This is a genomic window from Corynebacterium hesseae (genome assembly GCF_037850265.1).
GTDB classification, from domain to species: domain Bacteria; phylum Actinomycetota; class Actinomycetes; order Mycobacteriales; family Mycobacteriaceae; genus Corynebacterium; species Corynebacterium hesseae.
In genome coordinates this window covers 770681-786033 of record NZ_CP137211.1, presented here as the reverse complement: position 1 = coordinate 786033, position 15353 = coordinate 770681, and the positions used below count along the sequence as shown (strand labels likewise).

The 15353-nt window shown below is 60.6% G+C and carries 14 protein-coding genes; 6 read left to right on the top strand and 8 right to left on the bottom strand.

The genetic code is table 11. The annotated features are described in order from the left end of the window. Positions 1-20 precede the first annotated feature (20 nt). The gene (locus R3O64_RS03710) at positions 21-500 is read left to right on the top strand and encodes a DUF1990 domain-containing protein (protein ID WP_339017317.1); all 480 of its coding nucleotides are present in this window, start codon (positions 21-23) and stop codon (positions 498-500) included. Here R3O64_RS03710 and R3O64_RS03705 read toward each other — a convergent pair. Then, positions 497-2248, bottom strand: a complete 1752-nt coding sequence (locus R3O64_RS03705; RefSeq protein WP_339017316.1) for an alkaline phosphatase D family protein — start codon at positions 2246-2248, stop codon at positions 497-499. The two genes, R3O64_RS03710 and R3O64_RS03705, sit on opposite strands and share 4 nt — an antisense overlap. A 222-nt stretch (positions 2249-2470) precedes the next feature. Here R3O64_RS03705 and R3O64_RS03700 point away from each other — a divergent pair, with 222 nt between their 5' ends. The 4 genes from R3O64_RS03700 (at position 2471) to R3O64_RS03685 (ending at position 7727) form a co-directional block, all read left to right on the top strand. Beyond that, positions 2471-4354, top strand: a complete 1884-nt coding sequence (locus R3O64_RS03700) for a metallophosphoesterase family protein (RefSeq protein ID WP_339017315.1) — start codon at positions 2471-2473, stop codon at positions 4352-4354. Between the two features lie 103 nt (positions 4355-4457). Next, entirely contained in the window at positions 4458-5393 is a 936-nt protein-coding gene (locus tag R3O64_RS03695; protein ID WP_227486303.1) for a vWA domain-containing protein, read from the top strand. Between the two features lie 75 nt (positions 5394-5468). Beyond that, positions 5469-6661 (top strand): IS3 family transposase gene (locus R3O64_RS03690; RefSeq protein ID WP_102234021.1). Its coding sequence is split into 2 segments (ribosomal slippage): positions 5469-5748 and positions 5748-6661, totalling 1194 coding nucleotides; the frame shifts between segments, so codons are not numbered across the junction. A 19-nt stretch (positions 6662-6680) separates the two neighbouring features. After that, positions 6681-7727 carry an ROK family transcriptional regulator gene (locus R3O64_RS03685; RefSeq protein ID WP_070532436.1) on the top strand — a complete coding sequence of 349 codons (1047 nt, stop codon included), beginning with the start codon at positions 6681-6683 and terminating at the stop codon, positions 7725-7727. On the opposite strand, the gene R3O64_RS03680 is transcribed toward R3O64_RS03685, so the two are convergent. The 6 genes from R3O64_RS03680 to R3O64_RS03655 form a co-directional block, all read right to left on the bottom strand. Next, the gene (locus R3O64_RS03680) at positions 7724-7930 is read right to left on the bottom strand and encodes an HAD-IA family hydrolase (RefSeq protein ID WP_070524703.1); all 207 of its coding nucleotides are present in this window, start codon (positions 7928-7930) and stop codon (positions 7724-7726) included. The genes R3O64_RS03685 and R3O64_RS03680 overlap by 4 nt on opposite strands. A 442-nt stretch (positions 7931-8372) precedes the next feature. Beyond that, positions 8373-8747, bottom strand: a complete 375-nt coding sequence (locus R3O64_RS03675) for a hypothetical protein (protein ID WP_070524705.1) — start codon at positions 8745-8747, stop codon at positions 8373-8375. Between the two features lie 129 nt (positions 8748-8876). After that, positions 8877-9365 carry a ferritin gene (locus tag R3O64_RS03670; protein WP_070524707.1) on the bottom strand — a complete coding sequence of 163 codons (489 nt, stop codon included), beginning with the start codon at positions 9363-9365 and terminating at the stop codon, positions 8877-8879. A gap of 228 nt (positions 9366-9593) precedes the next feature. Then, a complete protein-coding gene (locus tag R3O64_RS03665; RefSeq protein ID WP_083299245.1) occupies positions 9594-10376 on the bottom strand; it encodes an HtaA domain-containing protein in 783 nt (260 codons plus the stop codon). A 126-nt stretch (positions 10377-10502) separates the two neighbouring features. Further along, a complete protein-coding gene (locus R3O64_RS03660; protein ID WP_180963879.1) occupies positions 10503-11165 on the bottom strand; it encodes a heme oxygenase (biliverdin-producing) in 663 nt (220 codons plus the stop codon). 178 nt (positions 11166-11343) lie between these two features. Next, complete coding sequence (locus tag R3O64_RS03655) at positions 11344-12753, bottom strand: SulP family inorganic anion transporter (RefSeq protein WP_070524759.1); 1410 nt, start codon at positions 12751-12753, stop codon at positions 11344-11346. 348 nt (positions 12754-13101) lie between these two features. On the opposite strand from R3O64_RS03655, the gene R3O64_RS03650 reads away from it, so the two are divergent. Then, positions 13102-14277, top strand: coding sequence for an esterase/lipase family protein (locus R3O64_RS03650; protein ID WP_070524711.1), 1176 nt, complete (start codon positions 13102-13104; stop codon positions 14275-14277). Between the two features lie 15 nt (positions 14278-14292). On the opposite strand, the gene R3O64_RS03645 is transcribed toward R3O64_RS03650, so the two are convergent. Next, positions 14293-15351 (bottom strand): HtaA domain-containing protein, encoded by a 1059-nt coding sequence (locus R3O64_RS03645; protein WP_070524713.1) that lies wholly within the window; start codon positions 15349-15351, stop codon positions 14293-14295. Between the last annotated feature and the right edge of the window lie 2 nt (positions 15352-15353).

The following is a 15353-nucleotide window of genomic DNA, read 5'->3' as shown; positions in this document are numbered from 1 at the left end:
GTTTGGCTAGGCTAAGCCCCATGCCTGAGCCACTGTCGTACTCCTCCACCGAGGGCTTCCCGCAGCTGCACATGTCCCGCGTCATAGACGCCGATTTCGATACTGCCGCAGACAAACTGTTCCGCTGGGGCCTGCAGCGCAGCGGTCTCTTCCGGGTACGGCCCAGCCACGCCACGGTGGAGGAAGGCGCTGAGGTCAGCCTCGGGCTGGGGTCGTGGAAGTTTCGCTGCCGGGTCGTGGATGTCTTCCGCGAGGAGCGCCGGTGTGGCTTTACCTACGGCACCCTTCCCGGCCATATTGAGCGCGGCGAGGAGACCTTTACCTTAGAGCGTCTACGGGATGGACGCACGCTGCTGCTTGTCGACGCCTCCTCCCAACCCGCTCACCTCCCCTTCCTGCGCCCGTTGCTCGATATTCCCCGGCGCGCGCTGATTCGCTTCTTTTACCTCAGGGCGCTGGACCGATCCCGCCCGGCGACCTCACTGTCGAATGGCGGCTAGGCGGTGAATCCGTCCTTAGGATTCCAGGTCTTGCTCACCACCAGCGCTACCGAAGCATCTTCAGCTTCAACATCAGACACACGGTAGTAGTGCATGTCCACGTGATCGGCAAAGAGGTGCGCGACGGCATAGCCGTGGGAGTCATAGTCCAAGTGCTTTACCCACGGGTTGGCGTCCTTGATTGCGTCCTCAATGAGCAACGAAGTCGAGTTGTCCTCCCTGTGGTAGGTGCCTGTGTAGGTGGTGAGGATTTCGTCGACGTTGGGCGCCGTAATTGAGGTAGTCACCAGCTCACAGGCCACGCGCTTGTCGTGCAGGTAGATGTCGTTGGCCCATTCCGAGTGAATATCACCGGTAATGAAGAAGGAGTTGCCCTCGCGAGCATCAAGAGCCTCGAGTACACGGTCACGGTCGGCGGCGTATCCATCCCATTGATCCGAATTCACGGCGAAGCCAGAAGTATTGCCTTTGACAAAGCGCAAGCCCTCATTGGCGGCATCATTACCTGGGATGGTCAGCAGGCGCATGGGAGCCATCATCACAGAGTTGCCCATCACCATCCACGTGGCGTCTGACATCGAAATAGTGTCCCGCAGCCACTGCAGCTGTTCGTTACCCACGATGGTTCGATTCGGGTCCCCGAAGTTAGCAGCGGTGGTTTCCTGATCGCGGTAGGTACGCAAGTCCATCATGGTGAGCTCCATGAGGGAGCCGAAGCGCAGGTTGCGGTAAAGCTTACCGCCCTCGCTCAGCTGCTTTTGGCGCAGCGGCATCCATTCGTAATAGGCCTGCAAGGCGTCGTTCCAACGGCGGGACCACTCGCCCTCTGCAAACCCAGGTGTGTGGTTTTCGGCGCCCTCGCGCCAGGAGTTGTTGGCTGTCTCGTGGTCATCCCACACCACGACCCACGGGGCCGCAGCATGCGCAGCCTGCAGGTGCTCGTCGGTGCGGTAGCGGCCGTAGCGGATGCGGTAATCCTCCAGCGTGACGATCTCCCACACGGGGTGGTGCTCACGTGCCACACCACTCTTGCCCACGTACTCCCCCGTGGGATATTCGTAGATGTAATCCCCAAGGAAGACCACGAAGTCAAGCTCCCCGGAGCGTCCACGCTCCGCCATGTCCTTGTAGGCGTTAAAGAAGCCCGATTCGTAGTTGGCGCACGAGGCCACGGCGAATTTCAGGTTGTCTACCTGGGCATCGACAGCTGGCGCAGTTTTCGTCCTGCCCACGGGCGAATACGCCCCGCTATGCTCACCCGAGGTCACCTGGAAGCGGTAGTAGTACACGGTGTCCGGGTTCAGGCCAAAGGGATCTACGTGAACGGTATGGTCGTGCTCCGCGGAGGCAACCTCTTGGCCGTGTGCCACCACGGAACCCATCGCCTCATCTGTAGCAATCTCCCATGCCACGTGAACGTCGTCTCCCATGCCAGAACCAGGCAGGGCATCCCGGTCCGGGGTGACGCGGGTCCACAGCACCACCGAGGTGGGCAGCGGATCGCCGGACGCAACGCCGTGGAGGAAAGGCAGCTGGGCGCCGGTGTACTGGTTATACGCTTCCAACGGGGTCTGGCGCGGGGTGCCGTGCTGGGCAGTTGCTGCCGACAGCCCATAGCCAGCGGCCGCGGTGGATGCACCAACGGCGCCCCAACGCAGCGCGGTGCGTCGATTAAAGCGGATAGCGCGAGAGTTTCTTAAAGATTCTGAAGAGTCTGGGGTATCTGTGGACCCGAATTCGTGGGACATGGGGCTAAACATAAGCTCACCAAAACTGCTATTTCAACGCGAAACAGCGCGTGATATCCCCTATACCGGGGGCATGTTCCACAGATTTCTATTCTGCTTAACCGGAGGTTCACCTTGAGATGTTTCTGTGACTAGGTCATGTCTGTTTCTCTGTTTTCTCAGCAGAGAAACACTCTCACACTCAACTTCCGATATTCATCGCAAAAGGCACACAAAGCAATAATGAAGCGTTTTAGTTTTTCTCCCGCCTCCGCTGGCGTAGCCACCATGACCGCGGCCGCTCTTGTCTTCACCTCACAGGTAAGCGTTCCCGTTCTGGCTACCGCTCAAACTAGCCCCATTTCCCGGATGGTGCTCCAACCGGGAAGCAAGGAAAGCTCCGTCATTGTCTCGTGGCGCACCCAGGGCCCGGCAGACAAGGAAGTCCTCGAGGTCACCGGCCCAGACGGCGCCCAGACCTTTGAAGCCGAGGAAAAGGACGGTGGCGCTATTGCATACGTGTCCAACTACGCCACCGCTACGGGTCTAAAGGAAAACACCGAGTACACCTACCGCGTCGGCTCCGAAGAGGGCGGCTGGTCCGAGCCTGAAACCTTTAACACCGGCAGCTTTGGCCAGGACTGGAGCTTCGTCACGGTTTCTGACGCGCAGATTGGAGTCGATGCCGACATCAAGGGTCAGACCGAGCAGTGGAACAAGACCATCGGCAACGCGGTTGCCGACGCCCCTCAAGCCAGCATGATCTGGTCCCTCGGTGACCAGGTTGAGGGCTGGGGCGCGACGATCGCGCAGTACGACGGCTACTTCTCCTCACCGGAGATTCGAAACATTCCCACCAACGCACTGCCGGGCAATCACGAGACGTACCCGTCAGACCTGGCAATGAAGCACTACGATGAGCACTTCATCAACCCGAATCAGGAGCCAGACCTGCGGGATTTCTACTTTGAGCGCAACAACGTTCTCTTCCTTGGGCTCGACACCAACGCCAGCAGTGACGCGGACATTGAGCGCCATGCGGAGTTCATGCGTAAGACCATTGAAAACCGCGGAGCTTTCAATGACTGGATCATCGTGGGCATGCACCACGCCTTCTTCTCTCAAGGCACCCACTACACCGATGGCGATGTAACCAAGCTCCGTGAAAAGCTCGCTCCGGTCATGTCCGAACTGGACGTCGATGCCGTACTCAGCGGCCACGATCACATCTACACCCGTACCCATCTCATGAACGGCCTTGAGCCGGTGAAGGCTCCTGCGAAGCGTGGCGACGTCCTCGCCCCCAATGACGGTGAGGTCCTCTACATCACCACCACCTCGGCGGGCGGCGGCAAGTTCTATGACTTCCAGGGTGAGGACGGGAAGAAGTACCCCAATGCCCGCATGGAAAACATGGACCCTGTTCTGCCGCACGAGTCCACGGCGATCTGGCGCCAGGACTACGACGAGGACTACATGGTCGTCGATGTGACCGGTGATGAGCTCACCTTCCGCACCTACAACGCCAACAACCCGAACTTGGTGGACAAGGTCACGCTGAAGAACAACGACCACGCCATTGCGGACCCGCGCGAAGAGAGGCCGACGACCCCGGCGCCGGCGACCACCACTGAGGTCGTCACCACGGTAGTTCCAACCACCGTGACCACCACGGAAACCAAAGAGGTCCCCACCACGGTGACCACCACGCTCCCAGCGGAGAAGACCACCAAGACAGTGACCTCGATGGTGCCCACCACTGAGGAAAAGACCATCACCACCAAGGTGCCGACGACCATTACCACTACCAAAACTGCCGAGCCCTCCGAGCCTTCGGATCCCTCCAAGCCAGCCAAGCCAGGTGAGCCCGATGAGCCAGCCAAGCCGGATGAGAACTGTGACGAGGGCTCTGCGGGGGCGTCGGCAAGCTCGGCAGCCTCATCCGATGGGTCCTCGGATGATTCGTGCTCGTCCTCTCGCGGCGGCGTGATTGGCTTCCTGTTGGGGGCCATCAGTGCGCTGATTGTCGCCGGCGGTGTGGCGGCGCTGGACCCGAACAGCCCGGTCCGCAACAACATTCAGAGCATGCTCGACTCGCTTTACCGGATGTATACCCGGTTGTTCTAAGGCCCCCTAAAACACGCAAACGGAAACGGAATGCACGGGGGTTAATCCCCCTGTATTCCCCGTTCCCAAGCGCAGATCGCCTCCTGTGTGTAATTTAACTCACATGCACACAAAGTCACGTTTCATACCAAAACCATTGCTCACGGCGATTCTTTTCCTCGCAGCAGTCGCTCTCTCCGTCGTAAGCGTTCTCTTTCCCCTCACCGCCACCGCCGAAGATTCACGCTCAACCTCCACTAGTAGCTCCGTGCCGAGCTCCCCCACTGCTTCTAGTGACATGGCCCCGACCATGGTGGTCTTCGATTCCTCCGGTTCCATGATCACCAACGATGCCGGCGGCCAGACCCGCATCGACGCCGCCAAAGATGCCGCCCGCACCTTCATCACCGAAGCCGGGGACGACGCCCCTCTGGGACTTGTCACCTACGGTGGGAACACCGGCGAGGCTCCTGAAGATGAAGCTGCCGGTTGCCAGGACATCACCGTGGTAACGCCACCCGAGGCCGGCAATTCTGAGAAGATGATTGGCCACATGGATGGCCTCCAACCGCGCGGCTTTACGCCCATCGGTGAATCTCTGCGCAAGGCCGCGGCTGAGCTTCCAAAGGAAGGCCAGCGCAGCATCATCTTGGTCTCGGATGGCGTTGCGACATGTACCCCGCCACCGGTCTGCGATGTGGCGAAGGAACTCAAGGAACAGGGTATCGACCTGGTCATCAACACCGTCGGCTTCAACGTTGAGCCCGAGGCTCAGCAGGAACTGCAGTGCATTGCCGACGCCACCGGCGGCACCTATGCCGACGCCTCCGACGCCGATAGCTTGGCCAAGGAGCTTAGCCGCGCAGCACCGCGCACCTTCAACGCCTACGAGTCAGACTTAGAGGAGATCGAAGGCGGCGAAACCGAAGGTTCCCCGGCCACGGTAGACCGTGACGTAGAGGCCTTCTCCACCACTCTTCTTCCGACGGAGGGCAAAGGGCACTCAGCTGAATCCACTACCTTCTTCACTACCCCATTGCTGAAGGCGAGCGCGTGGTGATTGGGCCTGACCCCTTTTTGGTGGACACCTTTCATTCCAGCCCAGTCGGGCTGGGAAGAAAGGTAATCTACCACCATGTCCAGGTACTCCGAACAGTTCAAACGCGATGCTGTGGCCCTCTATGAAAACAATGAGGACCTCTCGCTGAACGCAGCATCAGCAGAGCTCGGTATCAACCGTGCCTCGCTGCATTCTTGGGTCACCAAGTACGGCACCGGAAAGCGTGCCCGCATTAGAGCCGTGCATGATAAAGCCCAAGCGGCGACTGATTCTGAGCGAATCCGCCAGCTGGAAAAAGAAAACGCGAAGCTGCGCGAAGAACGCGATATTCTACGTAAAGCTGCTAAATATTTTGCCGAAGAGACACGCTGGTGATCCGCTTCCAGTTTGTCTATGACCACCGAACCGAATACTCGGTCAAGCGGATGTGCCACGTTTTAAAGCTCAATCGCTCCTCGTTCTATAAATGGGTCCAAACCCGTGAAAAGCGCAGGTTAAAGATGTGTTCCGATGCCCTTATTGGTGCGAGAATTACAACCATCTTCGATGATGAGCACGGGCTTTATGGTGCTAAACGCATCGCTGCAAGCCTCAACGACGATACGGACTTTCCTCCGATCAACCACAAGAAGGTCGCACGCATCATGAAATCCATGGGACTTAAAGGCTTTACCAAGCGCCGCCGATGTGTCACTACCAGGCGCAAGCCTGGCCACCGTGTCATGCCGGACTTAGTAGGCCGTACATTCACAGCCAACGAGCCGAACCGCGTTTATCTTGGCGACATTACCTACCCGCCCTGTAAGGGTGGCAAGAACATGTATTTGGCCACAGTCATTGACACGTATTCACGGAAACTTGCAGGTTATGCGATCGCAGACCACATGCGAGTGTCACTGGTCGTCGATGCACTAGCCCACGCGCACGGTGTGCGTGGCAGTCTTGACGGGGCTGTATTCCATTCCGATCACGGCAGTGTGTACACCTCACAAGCCTTTAGGGACCACTGCACCCAGCTTGGTGTTCGCCAATCCATGGGAGCGGTGGGAACGAGTGCTGATAATGCCCTGGCAGAATCATTTAACGCCACCTTAAAGCGTGAAGTCCTGCGTGATCGGAAAGTCTTTGACAATCCCATCGTCTGCCGCCAAGAAGTCTTTCGATGGTGCATGCGCTACAACACGCGCAGACGGCATTCCTGGTGCAACCTTCTAGCCCCCGATGACTTCGAAGCACTCACATCAGCTACACTGACCCAAGCAGCATAGCTAACCCCCGACGTGTCCACTGTCCGGGGGTCAGGCCCGTCTCCACCTCGTACGCCTCAATCCCATCATCACGCGCAGCGAGCTCGTGGAGGCCACCGGACTGTCCCAGCCCACCATCACCCGCGCCACCGCCGCTCTCCTCAAGGCCGGCCTCATCCAAGAGCGCACGGACCTCACCCGCTCCCAAGGTCGCGGCCGCCCCACGGTTCCGCTCGAGGCCTCCGATAACGGCTGGCTCCTTTCCGGCATCGCGGTCGGCACCACCTCGACGTATATCGGCCTCTACGACACCCGCGGCCGCATTATCCGCGAAGACAACGTTCCCACCCCGGTCTCGAAGCTCAGCCCCGATGACTTCGTCGAGCACGTCATCGCTGGCGTCAACCGGCTCACCACCGGTGTCGACCGCACACTCGTTTCCGTCGGCGTGACCACCTCCGGCTCCGTCGACGAAGAAGGCAAGGTCCACGCGGCCAACCTCGGCTGGGACGGCATGGATATCGCAGGACGCCTCGACTTCCAGTTCGGCGTCCCCGTCACTGTCACCCCGGCCGTGCCCGCCATCCTCGCTTCGGAGACGCAGGCCGCTCCTCTCGGCGACGAAGCCCGCACGCTCGTCCTCTTCGCGGATGACTCGATTGGCGCCGCCCTGTCCGATGAGGACGGCGTTGCCTCCATCGAGCTCCCACAGTTCGACGGCGCCGACCCACGCGACACCCTCGTCAACGCCGCGCTTGCGCCCCGTCTCGCTGAGGCTGCCGATGCCCCCTCGGTCCTTGCCCAGCGCGCCTCCGACCTCGGCCGCCTTACGGCCCAGCTTATCGATGCCCACCGCCCCGACACCGTGGTCATCGCCGGCTCCGCCTTCTACGACGTGCCCACCGCGCCGAAGCTCTTTGCCTCGGCCGCACGCGGCGAGCTCGACCCCGATCTCGCGTCCGCGACGGAGCTGCGCATGATCCCCAACCACAAGGAGATCGTCCGCTCCATCGCCCGCGCCGTCGCGCTCGACCCGCTCCTGCGCACGCCGCTTGAGCTGAACACCGCGAAGGTGCGCGCAGCCTAGGCCAGCCCGCACTCCGCACGCAGTTCGGCAAGGTTGCCGTCGTAGAGATACCCGCGCAGCCCTGCCGCCCGTGCTGCGTCGACGTTGCCCTGGGTGTCATCAATAAAGAGTGTGTCTTTCGCACTCGCACCCAACGCGTCCATCGCCACGTCGAAGGCCCGCTTGTCGGGCTTGACCACGCCAATCTCGCCACTGAGCACCACGGCGGTGAATTCCTTGAGTCACGAGTCGTTGCGCTCGCGCACCATACGACCGAGTCCCACCGGAATATTGGACAGCACGCCCACCGCATTGCCCGCGCCAAGCAACTCCTGGGCGACCCCACGACGTCGAGGTCCGGCGCCGTACACGGCTCGAAGTCCTGAGCGACGGCCTCAGAGATATCGAAGTCCGGAAGGCCTAGGCGCACCTGCATCTGGCGCCACCAGCGTTCGTCGCTCACCACGCCCGCGTCATAGGCCGGGCGCAATTCGTTATACGCCGTCCAAAAAGCGGCCGGATCCTCGGCACCGACGAGACGTAGCAGCGCCTCCTTCGGCTCCGGTGGGCGATGACGGAGCAAGACTCCGTAGAAATCGAAAAGATACGTCGACATACATCCAGACTACGGAAAGCCGCGCAGACTCGTCCCAAAACGACAGAGTTCTAGAAACGGAACAAGCGTCCGGGCAGCCCCGTGGGCACGAGCAGCACCGCCACGGCACCCAGCGCCGCGCCTCCTGCATACAGCGGCACAATGGCGTCCGGAATGATGCCGAGCGGCGTGAAGATCACCAAGCCCACGGCGGCAAGCACGAGCGCGCCGCCGACTGACGCAATGGACTTCTGCGGCAGGCTCACCGCGATGAGCGCAGCAAAAAGAAAGAGACCCGCCCCCGCGAAGGGCCCCAGCATGAGTGCCGCACCAAGCAGAAAAGTGCCGAGCGCAACGTGCGTACTGCTCAACGCCATGCCGACGCCCAAGGCGACGGCGAGCGCGAGGAGCACGACCACGGTCCAGGTTTTCTGCTTCATAGACATATAAAACGCAGTCTCCCACCAACCATGGGGTTGGTGGGAGATATTAGGACAATCTTGATGGGTTTGTTACCGCATGGTCACTGTCCCTTGACCTTTGTGTATTAGCTAGGCCTTGATGGCCACGCGTGACTACTTTGCGCGGGAGCCCAGAGTGGCGTCGATGCGCAGGAGGCCGGAGCCATCGTTGCCCACGAGCTTGATCTGGTCAATAATCTCGGTGACGGTGTCCTCTTCCTCAATCTGCTCGTCGAGGAACCAGTTCACGATCTGGCGGGACTCAAGGTCCTTCACCTCATCAGCGGTACGAGCGATCTCGCGGATCTGCTCGGAGACCTTCTGCTCGTGTGCGTAGGCAGCCTCGAAAGCGTCGAGCGGGGTCGCGGCCTTCACAGACGGAACCGGGACATCGGTGAGCTCCACGCGGTAACCGCGTGCGAGGAGGTGGTTGGCAAACTTCTGAGCGTGCTCGCGCTCCTCCGCAGCCTGAGCGTAGAACCAGTCACGCATGCCCGGGAAGGAAAGATCATCCATCTCGTAGGCCAGCTGGGTGTAGATGAGGGCGGCGCCGTGCTCGTTAATAACCTGTGCGTTCAGCAGGCTCTGCAGCTTCTCGTTCATTGAATATCCTTGCCTTTCGGTACCTGTTCAATAGGTAAATTTCTGTCTTTTCCGACGGCTATCCAACGGGTTTCCGGCGGTATAGTCTCCCATAATACAGATATTCAAAAATGCCGCTAGCTAGGTTAGGGTTCCCAAACATGCAGGCCAAAGACAATTTTGGTCACGGTAACCTAAGTTACCGCAACCTGATCAACGCCCGAATCCACACAAACGGAAGCAATCGAACTAGAGTCGGATGCCCGCCCGCTTGAGCGCATCAAGCACCAAAGGCATCCCTGCCACCGCGGTACCCACGAGCGCCACAACGCCCGCAATCACCCCCACGAGGATGCCGATACCCTCGCTCGACGGTTCCTCCGAGCTCAGCGTTCCCAACTGCGCGGAAGCCCGGGCAAGTCCCGTCGACTTATGCCCCTCGACTACCCCGGCATCCTTGCCATCAGCGAAGTCCAGCACGAGATCAACGTCGCCGCCCTCAAGTATCTGACCTTCCTTATAGCGCAGTAGCGAGCCCTCCAGGCCTGCACCCGCGGTGGCCTGGCGATCCTGCGCGCTCACATCGGTCCCAACCGCGATGGGGGCATCGAGGGTGAACGTGACCAGCACGTCATCATCGCCATCCCTGTCGACCTGCGCGCCCTTATCGCCCGGATCCCCGGACAAAACGTAGTCTCCAACGAGCTCGACCTTCGTGCCTTGCACCTGCAGCTTGAGATCTGAGTAGGTGAGATCGAGGCCGGCCGAGCCGCCCGCGCCCAGGCCTTTGTAGGCCACGATATGCGCCGAACCGTCAAGGACGATGGTGCCGTTGCCGTCCGCATCTAACGTCGTCTCAGCGACGTTGACCGGAAAGAGCAGCTGATTGTCCTTATACGTCGCCCCATCCGTGGTCGTCCAACGGCCAGCTGCCATTGGGCCAGCAAGATGCTCCATAAATGAGGTCTTGATGGGCCAGGCGAATGTACCCGCCGTCAGGTCCTGCGTTGCAGCAGTAGCCGGAACAGCCATTGCAGAGACGATAAGAGCAGATGCGAGAGAAGCAGAAGAGATTTTCTTCACGCGACAGACCTCCAGGTCACTTTAGAAATACAGATAAAACAAGAAGGGGGAAGAGAGGAAATAGTGAACCCGGCGCTACGCTGCGCCCGGATACAGCTTCGCTAGCTCGGCGAAGACTGCCGAGTTACACGCGAAGGCGGCCTGTGCCTCGGCGATGAGAGCGGCACGCTGGGCATCAGAAAGCGCGAGCTCGTCGAGCGCCTTGCGGTACGCGCTGCGGTAGGGCGGAATCTTGCCAATCGCCGCGAAGTTATAGAAATTGAGCGCATCCGGGTCGATACCGTAGAGAGCCCCCAGGCGCGCGGCAATAACCTGCCCACCCGAGATATCGCCAAGGTAGCGCACGTAGTGGTGAGCAACGACCCGGGGCTCCGATCCCGGCGTATCGAGCGATTCCAGGCGCGCGACGTAGCGTGCGGTGGCGGGAAGGATACGCACCTCGTCGCGCCACTGCGGGCCGTACATTTCCGCGAGGTCGAGTTCCAGCGCATCGCGGCGTTCCAACCGGGGGTCGGCCACCGCTCCGGCGATGCGAGTATCCGCTACCGTGCGGACCGCGCGCTCAAGCGCCTCATAGATAAACCACAACTGCCCAGTAAAGGTGGCGAGTGCCTCTGCGCTGAGCTCACCCGCCATCAAGCGGGTCATAAAATCTGAGCCCTCTGCGCTGGCGTGCGCTCGCGCGGTTTCCTCACGCAGCATCTGCGAAAGCGGCGTCGTGGTCATGGCAACGGTCATGGCCAAATTCCTCCTGATTAAGTAACGCTTGCCTAACCTTAATGTGGATAGTCTAAACAAGGCAAGCCTTACATATCAAGACCTATGCCATACTTCATGCCCACAGTGACGCATATTCGACCGAAAGTATGACTAATCGTCGCACCCCCATGCTCAGCGCACATCTCTCCCCCAGGTTTTAGTCCCCCAAATTGCCCGAGAGCCGGTCGAGGCGCTGCTGACTGACCGGATCAAGACCCCGAATATCCACGGTCACGCCGCGCTGCGCGTATTTCTCACGCACCGCATCCAGCGTCGCCACAGTCGAGGCATCCCATACCTGCGCAGCCGACATGTCGATATCGACCTCAGAGACTCCCAGCGTGTAGTCAAAGGAATAGACAAGGTCGTTGGACGAAGCAAAGAAAAGCTGGCCGGTGACGCGGTACGCGGCGCGGGTGGCATCGGAAGCAACGAGCTCGACCTGGGTGAGGTGCGCGACGCGACGCGCGAACGCAATCATGGCCGTGAGCACGCCGGCGATGACGCCGACCGCCAGGTTGTGAGTAACCAATGTCCCCACAACCGTCACGAGCATGACCAGCGTTTCCGACAGCGGCATGCGGTGGATGGTGCGCACCGAGTGCCAATCCACCGTGTCCGCGGCGACGAGGATCATGACGGCGACAAGCGCAGTCATGGGAATCGCACCCACGGTATCGCCCAACACAAGGATGAGAATGAGGAGGAAGATGCCAGCGAGCAGGCTCGACAGGCGCGTGCGAGCACCAGAAGCTTTGACGCCAATCATCGTCTGGCCAATCATCGCACACACGCCCATGCCGCCGATGCTCGCCGCAAGGACGTTGCCAATACCCTGACCGAGGGACTCGCGCGTTTTATCCGAGTGGCTGTCCGTAATGTCGTCGACAAGTTTGGCTGTGAGCAGCGACTCCATGAGGCCGACGAGGGCCACGCCTACCGCGTACGGGCCGATGAGCGTGAGCGTGTCGAGCGTGAGCGGCACGTCAGGGAAAACGAAGCCCGGCAGGCTCGTGGGTAGCTCGCCTTGGTCCGCGACGTCCGGAATGTCCCAGCGGAAGACGACGACGAGCACTGTGATGACGAGGATCGTGATGAGCGGGGCGGGGACGACCTCCGTGAGCCTCGGCCACAGAAGCATGATGACCACACCGAGCGCCACGAGGGGATAGACGATCCACGGGACGTGCATGAGGTGCGGCAGCTGCGCGGTAAACATCATGATGCCCAACGCGTTGACGAAGCCAGTCATAACGGAGCGCGGGATAAAACGCATGAGCTTGGCGACCCCGAGGAAAGCGAGAACGATCTGCAGGACTCCCGCCAGCAGCACCGCCGCGAGGACGTACTGCAGACCGTGGGAGGCAGACAAGGGAGCAATGACCAACGCGACCGAGCCGGCCGCGGCGGAGATCATGGCAGGACGACCACCAGTAAAGGAGATGGAGATTGCCATGATGACGGACGCGAAGAGTCCAACGCGTGGATCCAGCCCCGCCAGGATCGAAAAGCTTAAGACCTCGGGGATAAGCGCGAGGGCGACGGCGAGGCCGCCGAAGACTTCCATGCGCAGGCGCGCGGGGGAAGAAAAGACGTAGCGAAAGCTCGCGAGCACGCCGGTAGGCGCAGGAATTTGGGCTCGTCCCCCAACTACCACTTCCAGAGATAAACGAAGGCCCGTCAGCTGCGCGCTGACGGGCCTTCTCCCCATGACTAATCTTTCGGCACTTACCGTGAGAAGGAAGTGGAGCGCGACCTTCCTAGTAAGCAACCGCCCGTGATTAGGCAAGGCTTAGTTTATAAACCTTTAGTTGGATGGTCAAGGGGGAACGAGAACTTTCTCCCGCGATCCCGCGAAATATCACCGTTACCACTAATAATTCCGAAAAATTAATGTATCGCGGCACGAAATAGGATGAGAGTTATGGCAACAGATTCGTTCAAAGAACCGCTCAAAGAACTCGAAACCCTCATCTCCGAGGGACTCGGGCGGTTCTGGCGTTCAGACCCGACTCCCCCTTCCGTCAGCTACGACGCCACCGAAGGCCTGCCGGAGACACCGGCGGCGGAACAAGTTTCAGACTCTCCGCGCCACGGCATTACCACCCCTGCGCCCGCTAACGCCTTGCGCGAGGAAGTGGCCGACGAAATCGCCGAGCTATTGCGTGCCGAGCGCCGCAGCTTCTTCGACCTCGACTTTCGCCATCCACGCGGGTCCGCAGGCGACGACCACGAGGCAGAGACCGCGGCACGCCTGGCATCGCTACCGCTCGGCGCACGCCTGAAGCCACGCGGCGTTTTCGAAGACGACTGGGCAGCGCGCCCGGATGAAGACCACCCATGGCCCATCATTCTCATCCACGGGACGACGGATACGAAAGGCGTATGGCAGCTGCTCGGCTCCGAGCTGCGCGAGGACGGCTGGACCGTGTTCGCACCGGACTATGGCGCCCGCGCCACCGGCCCCATCGCCGCCTCCGCCGATCAGGTCGGCGCGTATATCGACGCGGTCCAAGCCGTCACCGGCGCGGAACAGGTCGTGCTCATCGGACACTCTCAAGTCGGTATCGTCGCCCGCTACTGGATGCATAACCACGATGCGGTGGACCGCGTGCGCCACATCATCTGCCTGTCGGCGCCCAACCACGGCACCACCCAAGGTGGAATCGTCAGCTCGTTGATTTCCAGCCGCCGCCAAGAACACGTCATGCGCTCCATCATCGACGCTTACTTCGGCCCAGCCGGCATGGAACAAATCGTGGGCAGCGCGACGCTGGAGGAGCTCAACCGCAACGGTGACCTGGCCCCCGGTGTGAGCTACACGTGCGTGGCCACTAAGCAAGACTCCATCGTCGTGCCGCCGGAAACCTGTTTCTTGGATCCCGGCGACACTCCCGACGGAACGGTGCGCAATGTCTATGTGCAAGACGTCGACAAACGCGCCGTCGTCTCACACATGGATATGCCCATGGACAAGCGCGTGCGCGCCATCGTGCGCACGGTGCTCAAACAGCTCTCCCCCACCCTGGACAATCCTCACGACGCCCAAAGCCACGCCCTTGCCAACGCGGGTCACGCCGACTCGGAATAGACCCGTGCAGGTTCGCTAACGCAGGCGCGCCAGCAGGGGATTAAGAACGCCGGACTGCACGATGGCGCCGCCGATGACCGCAAACATGCCGCCCAGAGCGGTCAGCGCCAACACGATATTCCACACGTTGGAAAAAGAAGAGCCTTCTTCGCCCTTGTTATCCGTGCCGCCTTGGTTCTGATCCCGCCCCTTTTCCGGCTTCTTCTCTGGGTCCTTCTCAGGAGTCTTTCCTTGGTCTCCTGCCTGGTCCTTGCCCTGCTCGTCGCGGCCCGGCTCGTCCTGCTCCCCTGGGGTGGTCTCGGTGCCCTCATCGGCAGGACCCACACACTCGGACGCGGTCTTCAAGGTCACCTGTGCATCATCAAGTTCCGGCTTGTAGCTCTCGTTGTACATGCCCATGAAGATCACGTCGATACCCTCGATGTGCTGGATCTTCGACTCGCGATCGTAGTAGGTACCCGCCTTCGGCTTGTACGTCACGTCGGTCGCATTCAGCGTGAGCATATCGCCGTCCTTCGACCATGCGGCATTGCCCTCAGCGAAGGTATCCGTGCCCGACTTCTTGTTTTCTTCCGTGCGGTCCTCCGGGGTGTATTCCGTCATGCCCTTGCCCGGCACGTAGTAGCCCTCGTAGGACGTGCCCGCCTTTGCCTGCCCTGCCTCCGTGAGGACATAAGGCGAGAGCATCTTGGTGTACAGCGCACCGTGGTGGCCCTCAAACTCCAGCGTCGAATCCTTGGTTCGAATATCGGCTTTCGTGACGGTGCCGTCTTCGCCCAGGCTCACCGAGGACGCAGAAGGATCCACCTCGAAGTGGAACTGAAAGTCTGCTCCGCCTTTGTTACCCTCGTCCTGCGTTACCGCGCCGGACGTGGTCCACCCACCCCTCGCGATGGGGCCGGTGATGTAGTTGCGGAAAGATTCCTTGATGCCCCAATTCACAGTTCCGGAGACAATGCGGGTCTCCAGGGTCTGGCCAGGGGCGCAGGTGGGGGCATCGGCAGCAAAGGCTGCCGGAACGGTCAGCGCCGAGGCGGTCAGCGCCAGCGCGAGAGAAGAAGAGACAATACGCATGA